At 69.6% G+C, this 16,961-nt stretch carries 18 protein-coding genes; 4 read left to right on the forward strand and 14 right to left on the reverse strand.

The window, feature by feature from the left end:
* The first annotated feature begins 17 nt into the window (after window positions 1–17).
* Window positions 18–1,031: an alpha/beta hydrolase gene (locus tag BM396_RS05940; RefSeq protein WP_043380518.1), complete on the forward strand. Its 1,014-nt coding sequence runs from the start codon at window positions 18–20 to the stop codon at window positions 1,029–1,031.
* Between the two features lie 4 nt (window positions 1,032–1,035).
* Here the strand turns inward: BM396_RS05940 and BM396_RS05945 are convergent, their stop codons facing one another.
* The 4 genes from BM396_RS05945 to BM396_RS05960 form a co-directional block, all read right to left on the reverse strand.
* On the reverse strand, window positions 1,036–2,274 hold the full coding sequence (locus BM396_RS05945; RefSeq protein ID WP_043380516.1) for a hypothetical protein: 1,239 nt from the start codon (window positions 2,272–2,274) through the stop codon (window positions 1,036–1,038).
* Between the two features lie 106 nt (window positions 2,275–2,380).
* Window positions 2,381–2,905, reverse strand: a complete 525-nt coding sequence (locus tag BM396_RS05950; protein ID WP_043380362.1) for a DUF2937 family protein — start codon at window positions 2,903–2,905, stop codon at window positions 2,381–2,383.
* A 94-nt stretch (window positions 2,906–2,999) separates the two neighbouring features.
* On the reverse strand, window positions 3,000–4,013 hold the full coding sequence (locus BM396_RS05955) for a WD40 repeat domain-containing protein (RefSeq protein ID WP_043380361.1): 1,014 nt from the start codon (window positions 4,011–4,013) through the stop codon (window positions 3,000–3,002).
* Window positions 4,010–4,684, reverse strand: coding sequence for a YoaK family protein (locus BM396_RS05960; protein ID WP_043380358.1), 675 nt, complete (start codon window positions 4,682–4,684; stop codon window positions 4,010–4,012). Before BM396_RS05960 ends, BM396_RS05955 begins: the two co-directional genes overlap by 4 nt.
* 207 nt (window positions 4,685–4,891) lie before the next feature.
* Here BM396_RS05960 and BM396_RS05965 point away from each other — a divergent pair, with 207 nt between their 5' ends.
* Window positions 4,892–5,320: a response regulator gene (locus BM396_RS05965; RefSeq protein ID WP_043380355.1), complete on the forward strand. Its 429-nt coding sequence runs from the start codon at window positions 4,892–4,894 to the stop codon at window positions 5,318–5,320.
* Window positions 5,321–5,344: 24 nt separating this feature from the next.
* Window positions 5,345–5,710, forward strand: coding sequence for a hypothetical protein (locus BM396_RS05970; protein WP_043358110.1), 366 nt, complete (start codon window positions 5,345–5,347; stop codon window positions 5,708–5,710).
* A 97-nt stretch (window positions 5,711–5,807) separates the two neighbouring features.
* Here BM396_RS05970 and BM396_RS05975 read toward each other — a convergent pair whose 3' ends face one another.
* The 10 genes from BM396_RS05975 to proB all read right to left on the reverse strand — a co-directional run bounded on the left by BM396_RS05975 (window position 5,808) and on the right by proB (window position 15,455).
* Entirely contained in the window at window positions 5,808–6,437 is a 630-nt protein-coding gene (locus BM396_RS05975; protein WP_043380352.1) for a DUF2939 domain-containing protein, read from the reverse strand.
* A gap of 24 nt (window positions 6,438–6,461) precedes the next feature.
* Window positions 6,462–7,016 (reverse strand): RNA pyrophosphohydrolase, encoded by a 555-nt coding sequence (locus BM396_RS05980; RefSeq protein ID WP_043380350.1) that lies wholly within the window; start codon window positions 7,014–7,016, stop codon window positions 6,462–6,464.
* 94 nt (window positions 7,017–7,110) lie between these two features.
* A complete protein-coding gene (locus BM396_RS05985) occupies window positions 7,111–8,346 on the reverse strand; it encodes a divergent polysaccharide deacetylase family protein (RefSeq protein ID WP_043380347.1) in 1,236 nt (411 codons plus the stop codon).
* 171 nt (window positions 8,347–8,517) lie between these two features.
* A complete protein-coding gene (locus tag BM396_RS05990) occupies window positions 8,518–9,858 on the reverse strand; it encodes a S41 family peptidase (protein ID WP_043358098.1) in 1,341 nt (446 codons plus the stop codon).
* Window positions 9,858–11,225, reverse strand: a complete 1,368-nt coding sequence (locus BM396_RS05995; RefSeq protein WP_091994723.1) for a murein hydrolase activator EnvC family protein — start codon at window positions 11,223–11,225, stop codon at window positions 9,858–9,860. Before BM396_RS05995 ends, BM396_RS05990 begins: the two co-directional genes overlap by 1 nt.
* A gap of 6 nt (window positions 11,226–11,231) precedes the next feature.
* Window positions 11,232–11,726: a 23S rRNA (pseudouridine(1915)-N(3))-methyltransferase RlmH gene (gene rlmH / locus BM396_RS06000; protein WP_043380345.1), complete on the reverse strand. Its 495-nt coding sequence runs from the start codon at window positions 11,724–11,726 to the stop codon at window positions 11,232–11,234.
* A 15-nt stretch (window positions 11,727–11,741) separates the two neighbouring features.
* A complete protein-coding gene (gene rsfS, locus BM396_RS06005; protein WP_075381505.1) occupies window positions 11,742–12,131 on the reverse strand; it encodes a ribosome silencing factor in 390 nt (129 codons plus the stop codon).
* A 57-nt stretch (window positions 12,132–12,188) separates the two neighbouring features.
* Window positions 12,189–12,863, reverse strand: coding sequence for a nicotinate-nucleotide adenylyltransferase (locus BM396_RS06010; RefSeq protein WP_043380342.1), 675 nt, complete (start codon window positions 12,861–12,863; stop codon window positions 12,189–12,191).
* Between the two features lie 19 nt (window positions 12,864–12,882).
* A complete protein-coding gene (locus BM396_RS06015) occupies window positions 12,883–14,181 on the reverse strand; it encodes a glutamate-5-semialdehyde dehydrogenase (RefSeq protein WP_043380340.1) in 1,299 nt (432 codons plus the stop codon).
* Between the two features lie 158 nt (window positions 14,182–14,339).
* A complete protein-coding gene (gene proB / locus BM396_RS06020; RefSeq protein WP_043358093.1) occupies window positions 14,340–15,455 on the reverse strand; it encodes a glutamate 5-kinase in 1,116 nt (371 codons plus the stop codon).
* Between the two features lie 293 nt (window positions 15,456–15,748).
* Between proB and BM396_RS06025 the strand changes: the two genes are divergently transcribed.
* Window positions 15,749–16,939 (forward strand): cupin domain-containing protein, encoded by a 1,191-nt coding sequence (locus BM396_RS06025; protein WP_043380337.1) that lies wholly within the window; start codon window positions 15,749–15,751, stop codon window positions 16,937–16,939.
* Window positions 16,940–16,961 lie beyond the last annotated feature (22 nt).

The following is a 16,961-nucleotide window of genomic DNA, read 5'->3' on the forward strand; positions in this document are numbered from 1 at the left end:
GATCAGAGGGGATGCCCTTGCGGCTCGACCGCCGTTTCCTGCTCGCGGGCCTTGGAAGCGTCCTGGGCCTTCGCACCGCCCGCGCGGAGGTCTCCGGGGAGACGGCGCCCCAGCCGGCGCCGCACGAGGCGGTCCGGGCGCTTCCGCGCTCCCTGCCCGGCGCGGATCTGCAGGTGATCGATCTGTGGCCCGGCGAAGCGCCCGGCGGCGGCGACGGACCGAAGGCGGACGGTTACCGCTACGTCGAGGGCCGGTTCGGGGATATCACCCGGGTGTCGCGGCCCTGTTTGCTGGTCATGCGACCGGCCAATCCGAATGGCGCCGCAATGATCGTCGCCGCGGGTGGCGGATACGAGTTCATCTCGCTCGGCAACGAGGGCGTGCCGGTCGGACGGGTCCTGAACGCCGCCGGGATCACGGTCTTCCTCCTCGTCTACCGACTGCCGGCGGAGGGCTGGGGTTCGGGACCGGACGCGCCGCGGCAGGACGCCCAGCGCGCCCTGCGGCTCGTCCGGGCGCGCGGCGCGGAGTTCGGCATCGATCCCGGCAGGGTCGGCGTCCTCGGCTTCTCGGCGGGCGGCCACCTGATGGGCGAGACCGCGGTGGGCAGCGCCCGGGACCTGTACGCGGGCATCGACACCGCCGATGCCCTGCCGATCCGGCCGGCGCTGGCCGGGCTGATCTACCCGGTCATCACCATGCGCAAGCCGTTCGACCGGACCGCGACCCGCCGCATCTTGGTCGGCGACGACGTCACCCCCGACGAGATGAAGACCTACTCGGTGGACCTGCAGGTCGGGCCCGAGACGCCGCCGACCTTCCTGGTTCAGGCCATCGACGATCCCATCGCCGTGGCCGACCATCCGCTGCTGATGTTCTCGGCCCTGCGGAAGGCGCGGGTTCCGGCCGAGTTGCACCTGTTCGAGCGCGGCGGCCACGGGTTCGGCCTCGGTGCGCCCGGTACCCCCGTGGCGGCGTGGCCCGGCCTGTTCCTGGCCTGGATCCGCCTGCACGGCTTCCTGCGCGCCTGACCGCTTACTCCTCGCGGGCCTGGATCCTGGGCAGCTTGGCCACCTTCGGCCGGCTGGTTCGGAACTGACCTCGCTCCACAGCGACGAAGACCACGATGGCGATGGCGACGGTCGTCAGCCACCACACCGCCGTCAGCCCCACGCTCAGGCAGGCCACCGTGAAGGCGGCCGCGAAGCAGCCCATCGCCCCCGGCACCAGGGCCGGCCCGTCCCGCCCAGCCCGCCGAATCGATGCGTACAGGGCGAAGGCGGCGGCCAGCGCACCGACGATACCGAGCTCGTACCAGAACTCGAACAACGCCGTGGTCGGAGCATTGGCCGGCAGGAGGCCGACCAGGCGGCCGCGCAGGGCCGTCTCGAAGCCGTGCCCGGTGATCAGCCGCACCGGATCGGCGGTCACCACCTTCTGCCAGCTCTTCAGCGACAGCACGGCGGGCGCGAGCGGCCCCATGAGGGCGGCGCCCACCGGCCGCGCCAGGAAGGGCAGAAGCGGCGCAGCCGCGAGGAGAGCCGCCGAGAGGACGGCGGTGAGCATCACGCCCAACCGCGGCCGGTAGCTCGTCACCGCGAAGGCGACGGCGCCGACCGACAGTGCGGCGATCTGGGTCCCGTCCGGCTGGACCGTCAGGGCGAGGGCGACCAGCAGCGCGAGGCCGAGCGCCTCCCGGTCGCGGCGACGGGATCGCAGCCATGCGAGCGCGGGCCAGAGCAGAAGGATCAGCAGGACGAGGCCGCGATCCAGCGCGCCGTCATCCTCGACACCGGACGGCGCCATGTGGGCGCCGAACAACCCGAGCATGATCGCCACGATCCCGCCTGCCACGACGCCGAGGGGCAGGAGGTAGAGATTCGCCGAACGCATCCGGTCTGGGAGCGCGAGATAGCCGAGGAGGGCGAGGCCGATCGTGGCGCCCAGATTGGCCAGCCGCTCCAGGGCCGGTCCGAGGAACGGGGTCCACGTCAGCGAGAGAGCCGACCACAGGACCACCAGCATCCCGGCCAGGAAGGCCGGAGCGGTCAGGAGGCGGTAGGTCGCCGGGCGCACCGGACGCTGGCGCCGGTCGATGACGCTCGCGATGATCAGCAGGATCACGGCGATCGGTGCGAGGATCACCGAGGCGCGGCGGGCGACCTGCGCCAGGACCGGGAGAACCACGAACAGACCGAAGAAGCCGATGCGCCGCAGCAAGGCGGCGGCGTCGAGCGCCGGATCGATGGTGGTGGAGGTCGACGCGCGCGGCATCATGCGCCTTCTTCCGGACCGGGACGGCCGGATCCCTGCTCGATACGCAAGGCTCGCGCAAGCTGCTGTAGACGTGGCGCCACACTCTCGGGCGCGTGAACCGCGCTCAGGCGACGGTTGCGGTCTCCCGCGGGCGCCGACGCACCGCCCGCCGGCCCACATCCGAGGCGACGCGCCAGCCGCCCCACGCGACGAAGAACCCGATCAGGCCCGCGGCGAGGCCGTCGGCGCTGGTGGGGATGGCCGGGCTGAAGTCCCGATAGGCCGCCTCGGCCACGGGCAGGTCGGGATCGCGCAGCATCGCCACGACGCGCCCGAGGGGGCTCGTCGCCGAGGCCAGGGCCTGCTGCTGGGCGCTCAGGCGGGCGAGACGCGCGATGTCCGCCTGGGCAGCGTCGCCGCGGCGGGCGACCAGCTGATCCGGATTGGCGCGCAGCCGATCGACGGCGCCGTCGCGGGTCGTGCCGGATGCCTGCGCGTCGGATTCGAGCACGGCCACCTGGCGACGCAGCTCGTCGGCGGCGCCGCCGAGCCGCTGGGCGTATTGCTGAGCGAATTCCGGCGCCTGCGCGGCGACGACGCCGCCCAACAGGCCGAGCGCGAGGCCGAGGGTGCGGAACACGCGAAACATGTCTGGCCTCTGGTGCGGGAATCGACCCCGGACAAAGAACATGCCGATGGTCGCGGTTCCAGCCGGAGCCGGGACAGGCTTCAGCCCGGCAGCGTCAGCCGGGCAGCGTCAGCAAGCCCGCCTTGCCGTCGGCACAGCCGAACAGCAATCGGCCGCCGCGGCCATCCCAGGCGAGCGCGGTCACGCCGCTGCCCGATACGGCCGGACGGACTAGGAGTTCGGCCGCGTCGGTGAAGCGGACCAGCAGGATGCAGCCATCCTCGTAGCCCATGGCCAGAACCGGCGCCTTCGGGTGGAACGCCACCCGGGACACGCGGGCCGGACGGACGCCGCATTCCCGCGGAGCCTTGCCGGTCGGTCCCTCCTTGGAGTCGAAGGGCCAGATGATCGCCGCCTCGGCGCCGCTCGTGGCGAGCCAATGGCCATCGAACGACCAGGACATCGAGCGGACCTTGCCGGGATAGCCCGACATCCGCATGTGGCCGCGATCCGGCTGGAGCCGCCAGCCGTGCAGGCTGTTCTCCTGCATGGTGGAGACCACGAACCGCCCATCCGGCGACCACGTCACGTCGATATGCGAACCCTTCCAGCCGATCACCTCGGCGGGCGTCTCCAGGTTCGGGTACCAGAGGCTCACGCCGTTGTAGTGGGCGACTCCGAGGCGATACCCCTTGGGCGCGAATACGAGGCCGCGGGCGGAGGAAGGCGCTTCGAAGGTCTTCTCGCGACCCTTCGCGTCCCGGGCCACGACCGTGCGGCCCGCCGACCATGCCACGGCGCCGTCGGGATGGACGGCGAGCGCATCGATCCACGCCCCACCCTTGGAGAGTCCGACCGGCTCCATCGTCCCATCCGCGCGGATCGCCACCACGCGGCCGTCGTCGCCGCCCGTGAGCAGGCGGTCGCCGCCACCGGCAGCCACGAGGATGCCGCTGTCGGGATGGGCCGCGAGGCGGGTCAGGCCGTCGTCCTTCGCCAGGACGACGGTGCCGTCGCTCAGCGCCAGAGCCGGCACATCCTTGAGGAAATGCGTCGCGAGCACGTGTTCGCCGGGCTCCAGCGCGGCGACGTGACTGGTGAGGGAGGGATTGCTGATGGCGCTGCTCATGTCGGGGGGACATTTGCGGCCGGCGGCGCGGCGCGCAAGACCATGAAGGCGGTAATCAACGCCAGGCCGCCCGAGACGGCCGCCGGGGCGACCAACGCGTACAGGCCGAATTGCTGATAGGCGTGGGCACCGAGAAAGGCGCCGAACAGCAGCGACATCCAGACCAGAGCATCGCCGATCCACCCCAGCGGATCGCCGGTGCGGGTCAGGGCCTGCGCGATTTTCTGGCCGAGGCTGAACAGCGCCTCGGTCACGAAGGTGGTCCCGGCTCGGAAGCCCGTGACCTGCGCCAGGACGGCGTTCTGCGACCCCATCGCCAAGGCGACGAAGAAGGCCGCGAGGCCCAGCTCGGGCGACTCGAGACCGAGCCCCAGACCGGCGAGGATCAGCAGGGTTTCGTAGGCCAGCACCGCGGGCGTCGTCCACCGGGCCGGGACCAGGATGGTCAGCCCGCTGCCGAGAACCGACCCCGCCAGGAAGGCGACGATCAGGGTCGCGGGCAGGATCATGCGATGCAGCTCGGCCCCGGCGCCCAGGACCGCGAGCTGCGTGGTGTTGCCGCTCATGAACGACATGTACAGGCCGCCGAGACGCACGAAGCCGAGGGCGTCGACATAACCGGCGAGGCCCGTGAGGAGCAGGCCGGAGCCGAGCTGCCAGGGACGCCTCACGACCGGGCCTCGCCGTCACGGCGCGGTAACGAACCATTAACCATTCGGACGGCTTCGTTGAGGGACGCCGGGCCGCGGTTAACGCGCCGCTCACCAAACCCGAGCAATTCGATGCAAACACGGTGAACGCCGCGTCGGAAGGGGCCGTTGCCCTTACGATCCGGCCCGGGGCCATCGAGCCCCCGCCGGGTGAGTGGGAGTTGCGTCATGGTTCCGTTCGCCGCCGCATTCGTCTGCCCGTCCATGCCCGTCCCGGACCGGGCCGCCACGATCCTGATCGTCGAGGATGAGCCGACCGTGTGCGAACTGGCCGCCGAGGCGCTGCTCGAGGAAGGGTATCGGGTGCTCACCGCTGCGGATGCCTGGGAAGCCGAGGCCATCCTGGCTCGCGAGAGCGTCGACCTGCTCTTCACGGATATCGACCTCGCCCGCAATACGAACGGCCTGTCGCTGGCGCGTTGTGCCCGCGAGCTGTCTCCCGACCTCCCGGTCGTCTACACCTCCGGCGGCCGGGCTTGCCTTCCGCCGTGCGAGGCCGTTCCAGGCTCGGTGTTCGTGCCGAAGCCCTATCGTCCGAGCCAACTCGTGGCGCTGACGCAGGACGTCCTGCGCGCCGCGCTCCTTCATGCCGTCTGAACTGGACCTTCGAGGACATCCGCCATGTGGCGCTCCCTTCCCGCAATCGGCTTCGCCCTCGCCGCCGCGATCGCTGCATCGCCGGCCCGAGCCGCCTGCGACGTGAAAGGCGCGCAGATCGAGGAGGCGATCGCCAAGAAGAGCGAGCTGCGCGAGGATGCCAATGCCCAGCTGGTGCGCGACCTGCGGACCCTGCGCGATGCCGCGATCGTCCTCGAGAGCTACAAGTTTCCCGGCGAGTGCGAGGTGCTTCTCGGCATCGTCCGGTCGCTCCTCGCCAACCCGAGCAAGACCATCGAGCAGAGCGGCGACACCGATGAGGAGAAGGCCGAGGATCTGAACGAGGCGCGCCAGCCCAAGGCAGCCGGCGGCACCCCGACGGCGAAGTAGCCATGCCCCGCTCCGTACGGCACGGGTCAGGCGCAATTCCGCGTCGACCCGAATACGCGGGCGCGGAAGTCGGCCGGACGCGTCGAGGGCCCGCCGTCTAACGCTCCTCGCCGGCGCTGGCGCCGATCTTGGCGCGGGCCAGAGCCCGGCCCAACTTGGCGGCGATCTGCTCGCGCAGAACATCGGCCATCTCGATATCCACGAGGCGCCAGCTCAACCCGCGCAGCCGCAGCCGGATGCGCGTGCGCTCGGTGCGGGACCCCTCGGGCGGGATCGGGATCACGACGGCGCGAAAGCCCCGCATCTCCAACGCCGTATAGTATGACACGAGCCGCCCGAGACCGCGGATCGCCAAGCCCTCGGGATGAGCGCCGGCCGGCCGCTCGACATCGAGCTTGTCGGGCCAGCCATTGGCCAGAAGGTCCATCACCGTTTCCGGCGTCACCATCGTTTCGGAGAGTGCAAGCGCCAGGCCGTAGGCGGCGTCGTTGAGGCGCTGGCGGTCGCGGGGCTCGAGGTCAGGATCGGTCTCGGATGCCGTGCGCATTGCCGCGGTGATCTGCCGGACCAGCGAAAGTCGCAGGGTCCTGAAGTTCACATGGCCCTCGACATAGGCGGCATCGTGCCGGCGGACCGCCTGCGCGAGGTCGTAGAGCGACCACAGCGGGCTCATGGTGAAGGCAAGCCACGCGACGGCCAGGGCGAGCGGGATCGCGAGCCAGCGCATGGCCTCAGCGCCCCGTCCGCGCGGTCAAGGCTGCGCCGACCATCGATCGAGACCGGAGAAGGCCGCGACGACCCCCTCGTAGACCGGCCGCTTGAAGGGGACGATCAGATCGGGAAGTTCGGCGAACTGCGCCCAGCGCCACGCATCGAATTCCGGCTTGTCGGCGCCGCCCCCGGGATTGAGCACGTCGATCACGTCCTCGCTGCCCAGGAAGCCGTAGGCGAACCATTTCTGCGTCTGGCCACGATACCGACCCTTCCAGGCCTGCTTCATCACGGCCGGTGGCAGATCATAGGCGAGCCATTCGGGGATCTCGGCGAGGAGCTTCACGGCCTCCGGCGGTACGTTCGTCTCCTCATAGAGTTCGCGGCGCGCGGCGGCCTCGGGATCCTCGCCGGGATCGATGCCGCCCTGAGGCATCTGCCACATGTGCGGGCCGGCCACATGCTCAGAACCCGCACCCTTCTTGCGCCGTCCGACGAACACGCCGCCCGATGGCGCAATCAGCGCGATGCCCACGCAGGGGCGGTAGGGCAGGGCGGTGCCCAGGTCCGAATCCGTTACCATCGAGACGACCATAGGTCAGGGGTGGCCGTTGCGGCAACGCCGCCCAAGTCTTTCCCGATCCCGGTGGGGGTGGATCTACTTGCGCTGACTATAATCACGCGCGTCCTCAATCTGCCGTCGAGACCCGCTTGTCGCGGACGCCGCGCAGCGCAACGCTCGCCGGGACCAAGCGCAGACCGCGGGCGTCGATGTCCTTCGCCCAGCGGGCGATCCGGTCGACGCTCAGTGCCGTTCCGGTCGCCGAGACGAGGACGAAGCCATTGGCACGCGCCCGGGCTTCCGCCTGCGCCAGGGCCGCATCGATGGCGTCGGCGCGCGGCGTGGTGTCGAGGACGATCTCGGCGCGGGCGATCGGTGTCTTGCCCTTGTTGGCGGGCATCGTCGCGGCCTTGGGCGCCGTTCCGTCGTCGAGGAACCCCAGGCCACGGGCGCCGATCTCGCGCAGCACCGGCTCGAAGGCCGCATCGGCCATCAGCTTGGCGCCCATGAAATTCACGAGGCCCACATAGCCCGAGAAGCGCGTCATCGCCCAGGCGAGACGATCGGCATTCTCCGGTCCCTTCAGGGCCGTCAGCAGAGTCTGGGGCCCCGGATCGCTGTCAGGGTAATCGAACGGCTCCATCGGCAGCTGCAGGAAGATCTCGTGGCCGGCATCCCGCGCACGTGCGGCCGCGTGCTCGGCCTCGCCGCCATAGGGGAGGAAGGCGAGGCTGACGGCGGCGGGCAAGCGAGCGGTGGCCACGGCCGTCGTGGCTTGGCCGATGCCCAGGCCGGTCACCACGATGGCGATGCGCGGACCGGTGCCGGGTTCCTCGGAGCGGGCATAGACGTCGAGCGGGCGGATGCGCCCCTCGCCGAGCTTCGGCATCAGCCCGTGGCGTCCGGCCTCGCTGATCCGCGGATCAGGCGCCGGGACGAGCCGCGGTGCATTGGGCGGCGGTACGCGGATCACCACCGCATCGCTCGGACCGCTGCCGGGCGGCCGCACCACCGTCACGCCGGACGCGGTCTCAACCTCCTCGGCGCTGCGCTGAAGCGGGGCCGTGCTGGGGGCAGTCGCAAGGACCTGGGGCTGCAGGGTGGGAGGCGCCTGTGTGGCCGGACGCATCGTGGCCTCGCGCATCGCGATCGCGACCTGCACGCGCGGTTCGCCGCCGTCGGGATCCCCGAGGGCGAGGACAAGGCCGGCTGCCACTGCAAAGCCGGCCGCGATCGCGGCAGCAGCGATACGGGGCCGCCGGGCAGCCGCGATCAGCTGCCCGAGCCGGCTCGTGGGCTGCGTCGGCACCGCCTCAGGCACCCCGAGGGGGCGCGTGAGGATATCGTCCGTGGACTCGGTCAAGCGGCTCTCGATGCGGGATCACGATTGCTGCGCCGATCGGCAATACGCCAATCCTTCCGTCCATTGCCGGCGGTTATGGTTAACGTTCCGCTAATGCCCGGTCCCGGAACGGAAAATCCCGCCCGGCGCGGCGCCGGGCGGGATCGGGTCGTCAGGGCGTTCCGAACGCCGTCAGTTCGGCAGGCTGGGCTTCTGCTGCTGCGCCGAAGGCGTGCCGTTGGCGGCGCCCTTCTGGATGCCGTGCAGGAAGTCGACCGCCGAGATCAGCTGCTTGTCCTTGGCCGGATCCGGCGGAACGTAGGCGGAGGATCCACCGCGCTCGTCGGTATCCTTCTGCTTCAGGTGACCCTTCAGCCCTGCCTCACCCTTGGTCTCGTCCTTACCCTTCAGTTCGTCCGGGACCTCCTGCAGGACCTCGACATCCGGCTCGATGCCCTTGGCCTGGATCGAGCGACCCGACGGCGTGTAGTAGCGCGCCGTGGTCAGACGCAGGGCGCCCGAACCGCCGAGGGGGATGATCGACTGCACCGATCCCTTGCCGAAGGAGCGCGTGCCCATGATGGTCGCGCGCTTGTGATCCTGCAGGGCGCCGGCCACGATCTCGGAGGCCGAGGCCGAGCCGCCGTTGACGAGCACCACGATCGGCTTGCCCTTGGTCAGGTCGCCCGCCTTGGCGGAGAAGCGCTGGGTCTCGTCCGGATTGCGGCCGCGGGTGGAGACGATCTCGCCGCGATCCAGGAAGGCGTCAGAGACCATCACGGCCTGATCGAGCAGGCCGCCCGGATTGTTGCGCAGGTCGACGATGTAGCCCTTGATCTTGTCGGCTCCGATCTCGCTCGACAGCTTGTCGATCGCAGCCCGCATGCCGTCGAAGGTCTGCTCGTTGAACTGGGTCAGGCGGATATAGGCGACGTCGCCGCCTTCGACCTTCGAGCGTACCGGCTTGATCTTGATGACGTCGCGGGTGAGCGTGACGTCGATCGGATCCTTCGATTCCTTGCGGGTGATCTTGAGCTTGACGCTCGAATTCACCGGGCCGCGCATCTTGTCGACCGCCTGATTCAGGGTGAGGCCCTGAACCTGATCGTCATCGATCTGCGTGATGATGTCGTTGGCGAGCAGCCCTGCCTTGGCAGCCGGCGTATCGTCGATCGGCGTGACGACCTTGATCAGGCCGTCCTCCATCGTGACCTCGATGCCGAGACCGCCGAACTCGCCGCGCGTCGTGGTCTGCATGTCACGGAACGCCTTGGCGTCCATGTAGCTCGAATGCGGGTCGAGCGACGTCAGCATGCCGTTGACGGCTGCCTCGATCATCTTCGATTCGTCGGGCTTCTCGACGTAGTCCGTGCGGACCTTCTCGAAAACGTCGCCGAACAGGCTGAGCTGGCGATAGGTCTCGGCTGAGGCAGCCACCGCCCGCGGGCCCGACAGGAAGTCGGTCTGGGTGGCCACCATGGAGGTGCCGGCACCGAGGAAGGCGCCGAGCATGATCAGGGAAGTCTTGCGCATCAGCCGCGAACCTTCTCGCCAAGTACCGTATTGTTCGGGCTCTTCGCCCACCACGGCTCCGGATCGATGGAGCCGCCGTCCTTCTTGAACTCGACGTACAGGGTGGGATCACCCTCGGACCCGCCGGGACCTGCGCTCTTCTCGCCCATGGTGCCGACCGGCTCGCCCGCGAGCACGAACTGACCGACCTCGACGCTGATCTGATCCATCCCCGCTAGCAAAAGATAGTAGCCGTCGCCAGCGTTGATGATCAAGAGTTGCCCGTAGGACCGAAACGGCCCGGCGAACTGGACCCACCCGTCGGCCGGGGACGAGACGGACGCCTTGGGACGGGTCGTAAACGACACGCCGCGGGTGGTGCCACCATTGCCATCGGGCTGGTTGAAGCCGCGTGCGACGCGTCCGCTCACCGGCCGCGGCACTTCGCCCCGCGCCTCGGCGAAGTGGACTTTGGGTGCCAATCGGGCGGGGTCGCGGAAGCCGGCCGCGGCGAAGCGCTCCTGGGTGATGCGCGCCTCTCGCTCGGCCGCTGCCTTGGCCTCCTCGGCGGAGCGCTTCGCCGCTGCGACCTCTGCCTCCGTGCGATCGAGCAGGTCCTTCAGGTTCTTGGCCTGCGCACCGAGTTCGGCGGCCCTGCGGCGCTCGGCCGTGAGGCCGCTCTCGATCTCGGCCTGACGGGCGCGGCGGGCGGCGACCAGCGCCTGCAGGCGCTGCTGTTCGCGCGCCCATCCGGCAAGGTCATTGGACAGCCCTTCCTTGTCCTGCGCGATCAATCCGCGCAGCCTGATCATTTCCGCGAGATCGGCCGCCAGGGTGTCGACCTCGCCGCGCAGTTCCGGCACGACCGCGCCAAGCAGCATCGAGGTCCGGATCGCCGCGAGCACGTCTTCAGGGCTCACCAGAACGGCCGGCGGCGGCCTGCGCCCCATGCGCTGGAGCGCCGCCAGGATCTCGGCGACGATGCCGCGTCGGCCCTGCAGCGAGTGGCGGATCGCTGCCTCGCTCTCGCTCATCGCCTTCAGGCGCTCCTCCAGGCGGCTCAGGCGGTCTTCCGTCGCCTGCGCCTGTCGGCCCGCATCGAGAAGGGCGGCGTCGAGCTTCGCCCGGTCGGAGCCGATGGCTGCGATCTCCGACTCGAACTGCGAACGCTGGCCGGCACTGGCCGCGATCGCATCCTGGACGCGCTTCAGATTCTCGGCCCGGCGCTCACGTTCCTCATTGGCACGCTGAATGGCTTCGGGGTCGGTGGCCGGAGGCGTCTCCGACCGCGCGGCCGAGCCGATCGAGACGAGGGCGACCAGGGTCAGCGTCTGCAGCGCGCGTCTCGACGCGGACTTCGACCCGGCCGTCATCTCAGGGATGGCCATAGGGGGTCAGCCCGCCTCACCGCGATGGTAGGGGTGCCCCGACAGGATGGTGAGGCTGCGGTAGAGCTGTTCGAGAGCGAGCACGCGCACGAGTCCATGGGGCAGGGTGGCGGCCCCGAAAGACAGGATCAACTCCGCCTTCGTCCGAATTGAGGCGTCGAGACCGTCCGGCCCCCCGATCGCCACCACGAGTGCCGGCCGCGCGGCATCGCGCCAAGCGGCAACGCGTTCGGCCAGCGCCTCGCTTCCGATATCGGCACGACCCCGTTCGTCATAGGCGACCAGTACACCGCCAGACGGCATGTGGCCCGTCAGGGCCGCCGCCTCCTCGGCACATCGGTCGAGGGCGCGACGGGCACGGGATTCTGCGATCTCGATGCTGTCGCAAGTGGCGAAGCCGAGCCCGCGACCGAGTTGCGCGGCACGGTCGCGATATCGTGAGGCCAGCTCGCGCTCAGGACCGGCCTTCAGACGTCCGACTGCGGCCAGAATCAGGCGCATCGGCCGCGGTCCGGATCAGCCGGCCGCGATCCCGACCGGGCGGTCGGCGCCCCACATCTTCTCGAGGTTGTAGAAGCCGCGGACCTCTGGACGGAAGATGTGCACCAGCACGTCGCCGGCATCGATCAACACCCAGTCGCAGGCCGGGAGGCCCTCGACCCGGGCGTTGCCGAAGCCGCGGTTCTTCATTTCCTGAACGATCTTGTCGGCGATCGAGCCGACATGCCTCTGCGAGCGCCCAGAGGTGATGATCATCGTGTCGGCGAGCGACGTCTTGCCGGCCAGATCGATTGCGATCGTCTCCTCGGCTTTCATGTCATCGAGGCATTCGAGCGCAAGGGCCTTAAGGTCGTCCGAGCGCGCCTGACCGGCTTCCACCGGGGCTTGGACGGGGGTGCGGATCATCTCCGTGCGGCTGGTCTCGGGCAGAGTCCTGGTTCCTCGTTCTGCCGCACGGCGGCGTCATGCCGTGCGGGATGACATGAAATTGGCGGTATCGGTCGTCGATTGCAACCGCGCTTGCGGCCGTCGTGACGTCGTTGGCCCCGTACTTGCGCGAATCTGCGTGGAGGACAGGCTCGAACGGGGTCCGTGGAGGAACACCCAGGCCGGCGGCGGCCGCAGCGCGAGGGTCGATGCCGCCTCCTCGGGAACCCGGGCGTCGGCCAAGCGCCGCGCAGCCCGGGCGCTGAGCGGTGTCATGGTGAAACCCGGCCGGTCGATGACGACGATCGGCAGGAGCCGGGCGATCTCGGCGAAACCCTTCCAGCGATGAAAGGTGCCGAGAGAATCCGCCCCCATGATCCAGACGAAGTGCACGCCGGGGCAGCGGCGCTTGAGGAAGCGCAGGGTCTGGACCGTGAAGCGGACGCCCAGAGCCGCCTCGATGCCGGTCACGGCGATCCGCGGATGACGGGCGATGCGGTGGGCCTGGGCAGACCGTACCTCCACCGAGGGGAGGGCGCTCCGGCTCTTGAGCGGGTTCCCCGGGCTCACCAGCCACCAGACCCGATCCAGGCCGAGCCGACGCAGTGCCGCGAGGGTCACGTGCCGGTGGCCCAGATGGGCGGGATTGAAGGACCCGCCGTAGAGGCCGATCCGCATGCCGGGGGCGCTCGGCGGCAGGGTCAGCCGCACGCCGGATCTTCAGCGCAGGTCACGGGCGCGTCTGGCCGTTGCCGTGGACGCGATACTTGAATGTGGTCAGCTGCTCGACACCCACCGGCCCACGCGCGTGCATCCGCCCCGTGGCGATGCCGATTTCGGCCCCGAAGCCGAACTCGCCGCCATCGGCAAATTGGGTGGAAGCGTTGTGGGTGACGATGGCCGAATCGACCTCGGCGAGGAAACGGGTCGCCGCCGTATCGTCGTCGGTGATGATCGCGTCGGTGTGATGCGAGCCGTAGGTCTCGATGTGCTCGATGGCCGCTTCGATCCCGTTGACGACCCGCACCGCGATGATCGCGTCGAGATACTCGGTATGCCAATCCTCCTCGGAGGCGGCGGTCACCCGCGGATCGACGGCGCGCGTCTCGGCATCACCGCGGACCGCGCAGCCGCTCTCGAGCAGCGCTTGGACGAGCGGCGCAAGATGGGTCGCGGCACAAGCGCGGTCGACCAGCAGGGTCTCGGCGGCGCCGCAGACGCTCGTGCGGCGCATCTTGCTGTTGAGCAGCACGGTGCGGGCCATGTCGAGGTCGGCCGCTGCGGCGACGTAGACATGGTTGATGCCGTCGAGATGGGCGAAGACCGGAACGCGCGCCTCGGCCTGGACGCGTTCCACGAGGCCGCGACCGCCCCGCGGGACGATGACGTCGACGCAACCGTCGAGGCCCGCGAGCATCAGCCCGACGGCGGCGCGGTCGCGGGTCGGCACCAGCTGGATGGCGTCCTCCGGCAAGCCGGCATCGGCGAGCCCGCGGCTCATGGCCCGCGCGATCGCCATAGCCGTGCGATGGCTGTCCGAGCCGGCGCGGAGGATCGCGGCGTTGCCGGCCTTGAGGCAGAGCGCACCCGCGTCCGCAGTGACATTCGGGCGCGCCTCGAAGATCACCCCGACGACGCCGAGCGGCACCGCGATGCGCTCAATCAGCAGGCCGTTCGGCCGCTCGATGGCGGCCAGCTGACGTCCGACCGGATCGGCTAGGGAGCCGACCTTCTCGACGGCATCCGCCATGCCGGCGAGCCGCCCGGGATCCAGGGTGAGACGGTCGATCAGGGCGGCGCTTTGGCCCGCGCTCCGGGCGGCGGCCACGTCCCGCGCGTTCTCGCTCAGGATTTCGTCACGGCTCGCCCGGATCCGCTCGGCGATCAATTTGAGCGCCCCGTCCTTGGTTCGCGCCGAGGCCAGCGCCATACGCCGGGCCGCCGCGCGGGCCCGACGGCCGATGGCCGCCATCTGCTCCGGCAGGGTATCGGCCTCGGCGAAGTCCGATCTCAGGTTCAGGACGGGCACGCTGACGTCCTCGATGTGCGACGGCCGCAGGAACGGCCAGACGATGGAAAGCGCCGTATTTGCACACCCGACACCGGTCCGACAAGAGTGCCGGCTCGTGATTGGGCGCAATGATCGGAGCGGAAAATTGTAAATAGATTAGTTTAGATCGGCATTTTCTAGAACAGTGCCAAGTCATCGCGATGCACCATCCAGGCGCGGCCCGGATAATTGAGCAAGTCCGGGATATGCGCGCTCGGGTGACCGATGATGAGCGCAGCCTCGGCGCTGTCATACGCCACCAAGCCACGGCCGAGGATCCGTCCCGCCGGATCACGGATCAACACGGCGTCGCCGCGGGAGAAGCTGCCCTCGATCGATCGGACGCCGACGGGCAGGAGGCTGGCGCCGCTCCGCAGCGCCTGCTCGGCACCGGAATCGATCGTCAGGGTGCCGCGCGGCTCCAGGGATCCCGCGATCCAGGTCTTGCGGGCGGCCGTCGGGGTGGAGCCTGAAAGGAACCATGTGCAGCGCGCGCCCTCCATCATCGCCTTGAGCGGGTTCTTCCCGCGCCCGTCGGCGATGACCAAGTGGGTGCCGCCCGAGGCCGCGATCTTGGCGGCCTCGACCTTGGTGCGCATGCCGCCCCGCGACAGCTCGGAGGCCGGCCCGCCGGCCATGGCTTCGATCTCCGGGGTGATGCGCTCGACGACGGCGAGGTGGCGGGCCTCCGGATCGTTCTTGGGCGGCGCGGTGTAGAGACCGTCGATATCCGAGAACAGGACCAGGACGTCGGCATCGATCATGGTGGCGACCCGGGCCGCCAGCCGGTCGTTGTCGCCGTAGCGGATCTCGGACGTCGCCACCGTGTCGTTCTCGTTCACGACCGGGACGGCGCGCATCTCCAGGAGTTTCAGGACGGTGGCGCGGGCGTTGAGGTAGCGGCGGCGCTCCTCGGTATCCTGGGGCGTCACGAGAATCTGGCCGGCGACGATGCCGTGATGGCCCAGAGCCTCGGCCCAGTGGCGGGCCAGCGTGATCTGCCCCACGGAGGCCGCGCCCTGGCTCTCCTCCAAGCGCAGGGCGCCGGGCGGAAGGCCCAGCACCGTCCGGCCGAGGGCGATGCTGCCGGAGGACACCACCAGCACGTCGACGCCGCGCCCGTGCAGCTCCGCGATGTCCTCGGCCAGCGCCGCGAGCCAGGCGTGGCGCAGGCGGCCGGCACTGCGATCGACCAGCAGGGCCGAGCCGACCTTGATGACCACACGGCGGAATTCTTCGAGGGCAGGGATCATGATTCTTGCGAAAACGCGTGTTCGAGCCGGGTGTGAAGCAAGACCCGCCTCTTGAACAGCCGCCCGACGACATGGCTCGCGGCGCCCGGGCGGTTCGGGCCGCCGGCGCGTCCAGATCGTTGACCGGCACGACCGCGGCACACGTTCCTGCGAGCGGCCTCATCCCTCACGTGGTCGTGAGTATGTGGCATGCCAAAGATCGATATTGCGGCGCGGGAGCACGGCGGCCGGTTCGACGCTGCACTGCACCGAGCCCCGGCGCGCTCGACCTCAGCACACAGGACACAGACAAGATGGACGCGAATCGACGCGCGTTTCTCGGGACCGCAGCCCTCGGGGCCGGCGGTCTCGTCGCCCTGACCCAGGGGGCCGCCGCCGCGGCGACCGATCACGGGGCGCCCGGGGCCGGCGGCTTCGGACGGGACGTTCAGCAGCTGCCCCCCGGCGCCCCGGTCGCCTACCACGACCCGAAGGATGTCGGCGCCATGCCGGACTTCCACTTCTCGCTCGACGGCAACGTCCCCAAGATCACGTCGGGCGGCTGGGCCAAGGAGGCGACCGTCCACCAGTTCCCCATCAGCAAGGGGATCGCGGGCGTACACATGTTCCTCGATCCCGGCGCGTCGCGGGAGCTGCACTGGCACGCCATCGCGGCCGAGTGGGCTTACGTCATCGACGGCCGATGCCAGACCGTGGTCCTCGATCCCTCGGGGGCGAGCGAGATCAACAACTACGAGCCGGGCGACCTGTGGTTCTTCCCCAAGGGGCACGGCCACTCGATCCAGACGATCGGCGACAAGCCGTGCCACTTCATCCTGTCGTTCGACAACGGCGCCTTCTCGGAGCACGGCACGTTCTCGATCACCGATTGGGTCGACGTGTCGCCGAAGGACATGCTGGCCCTCGATTTCGGCCTGCCGACAGCCGCGCTGAACGCGTTCCCGAAGGGCGAGGCCTACATCCAGGCCGGGCCGGTGATCCCGCTCGCCCAGGCGCTTGACGCGCCCTGGCCGAAGGAATCGACCCATAAATTCCGGCTCCTGAAGGATACGCGCGCGGTCCGCGACTTCGACGGTGGCACGTTCCGCCTCGCCACAGTCGACGAGTGGCCGGTGTCCAAGTCGATGTCGGGCGGCGTGATGACGATCCGGCCGGGCCAGATGCGCAAGTTCCACTGGAACGTGAACGCCAACGAGTGGCACTATTACCTGAAGGGCAAGGGTCAGGTGGCCCTGTTCGGCTCGGGCGGCCGCGGCAAGGTCGCGGAGTTCAAGCCCGGCGACGTCGCCTACATCCCCATGGGGTTCGGCCACGCGATCAAGAACGTCGGCGACGACGATCTCGAGATCGTCCAGACCTGGGACAACGGCAAGTTCGAGGAAATCGACCTCGATGCCTGGATCAAGGCGAGCCCGAACTACCTCCTCGCCAACAACTTCGCCGGCGTCCCTGCCGACACGATCGCGAAGCTGAAGCAGGGCTGAGACGACGCTTCAGCCGGACCGA

Source organism: Methylobacterium sp. UNCCL125 (assembly GCF_900116795.1).
Lineage (GTDB): Bacteria > Pseudomonadota > Alphaproteobacteria > Rhizobiales > Beijerinckiaceae > Methylobacterium > Methylobacterium fujisawaense.

Coding starts and splice junctions, on each gene's coding strand:
- BM396_RS05945 (WP_043380516.1), bottom strand. CDS start 2,274: ATGCCGCGCGCGTCGACCTCCACCACCATCGATCCGGCGCTCGACGCC.
- BM396_RS05950 (WP_043380362.1), bottom strand. CDS start 2,905: ATGTTTCGCGTGTTCCGCACCCTCGGCCTCGCGCTCGGCCTGTTGGGC.
- BM396_RS05955 (WP_043380361.1), bottom strand. CDS start 4,013: ATGAGCAGCGCCATCAGCAATCCCTCCCTCACCAGTCACGTCGCCGCG.
- BM396_RS05965 (WP_043380355.1), top strand. CDS start 4,892: ATGGTTCCGTTCGCCGCCGCATTCGTCTGCCCGTCCATGCCCGTCCCG.
- BM396_RS05970 (WP_043358110.1), top strand. CDS start 5,345: ATGTGGCGCTCCCTTCCCGCAATCGGCTTCGCCCTCGCCGCCGCGATC.
- BM396_RS05975 (WP_043380352.1), bottom strand. CDS start 6,437: ATGCGCTGGCTCGCGATCCCGCTCGCCCTGGCCGTCGCGTGGCTTGCC.
- BM396_RS05980 (WP_043380350.1), bottom strand. CDS start 7,016: ATGGTCGTCTCGATGGTAACGGATTCGGACCTGGGCACCGCCCTGCCC.
- BM396_RS05990 (WP_043358098.1), bottom strand. CDS start 9,858: ATGCGCAAGACTTCCCTGATCATGCTCGGCGCCTTCCTCGGTGCCGGC.
- BM396_RS05995 (WP_091994723.1), bottom strand. CDS start 11,225: ATGGCCATCCCTGAGATGACGGCCGGGTCGAAGTCCGCGTCGAGACGC.
- rlmH (WP_043380345.1), bottom strand. CDS start 11,726: ATGCGCCTGATTCTGGCCGCAGTCGGACGTCTGAAGGCCGGTCCTGAG.
- rsfS (WP_075381505.1), bottom strand. CDS start 12,131: ATGATCCGCACCCCCGTCCAAGCCCCGGTGGAAGCCGGTCAGGCGCGC.
- proB (WP_043358093.1), bottom strand. CDS start 15,455: ATGATCCCTGCCCTCGAAGAATTCCGCCGTGTGGTCATCAAGGTCGGC.
- BM396_RS06025 (WP_043380337.1), top strand. CDS start 15,749: ATGGACGCGAATCGACGCGCGTTTCTCGGGACCGCAGCCCTCGGGGCC.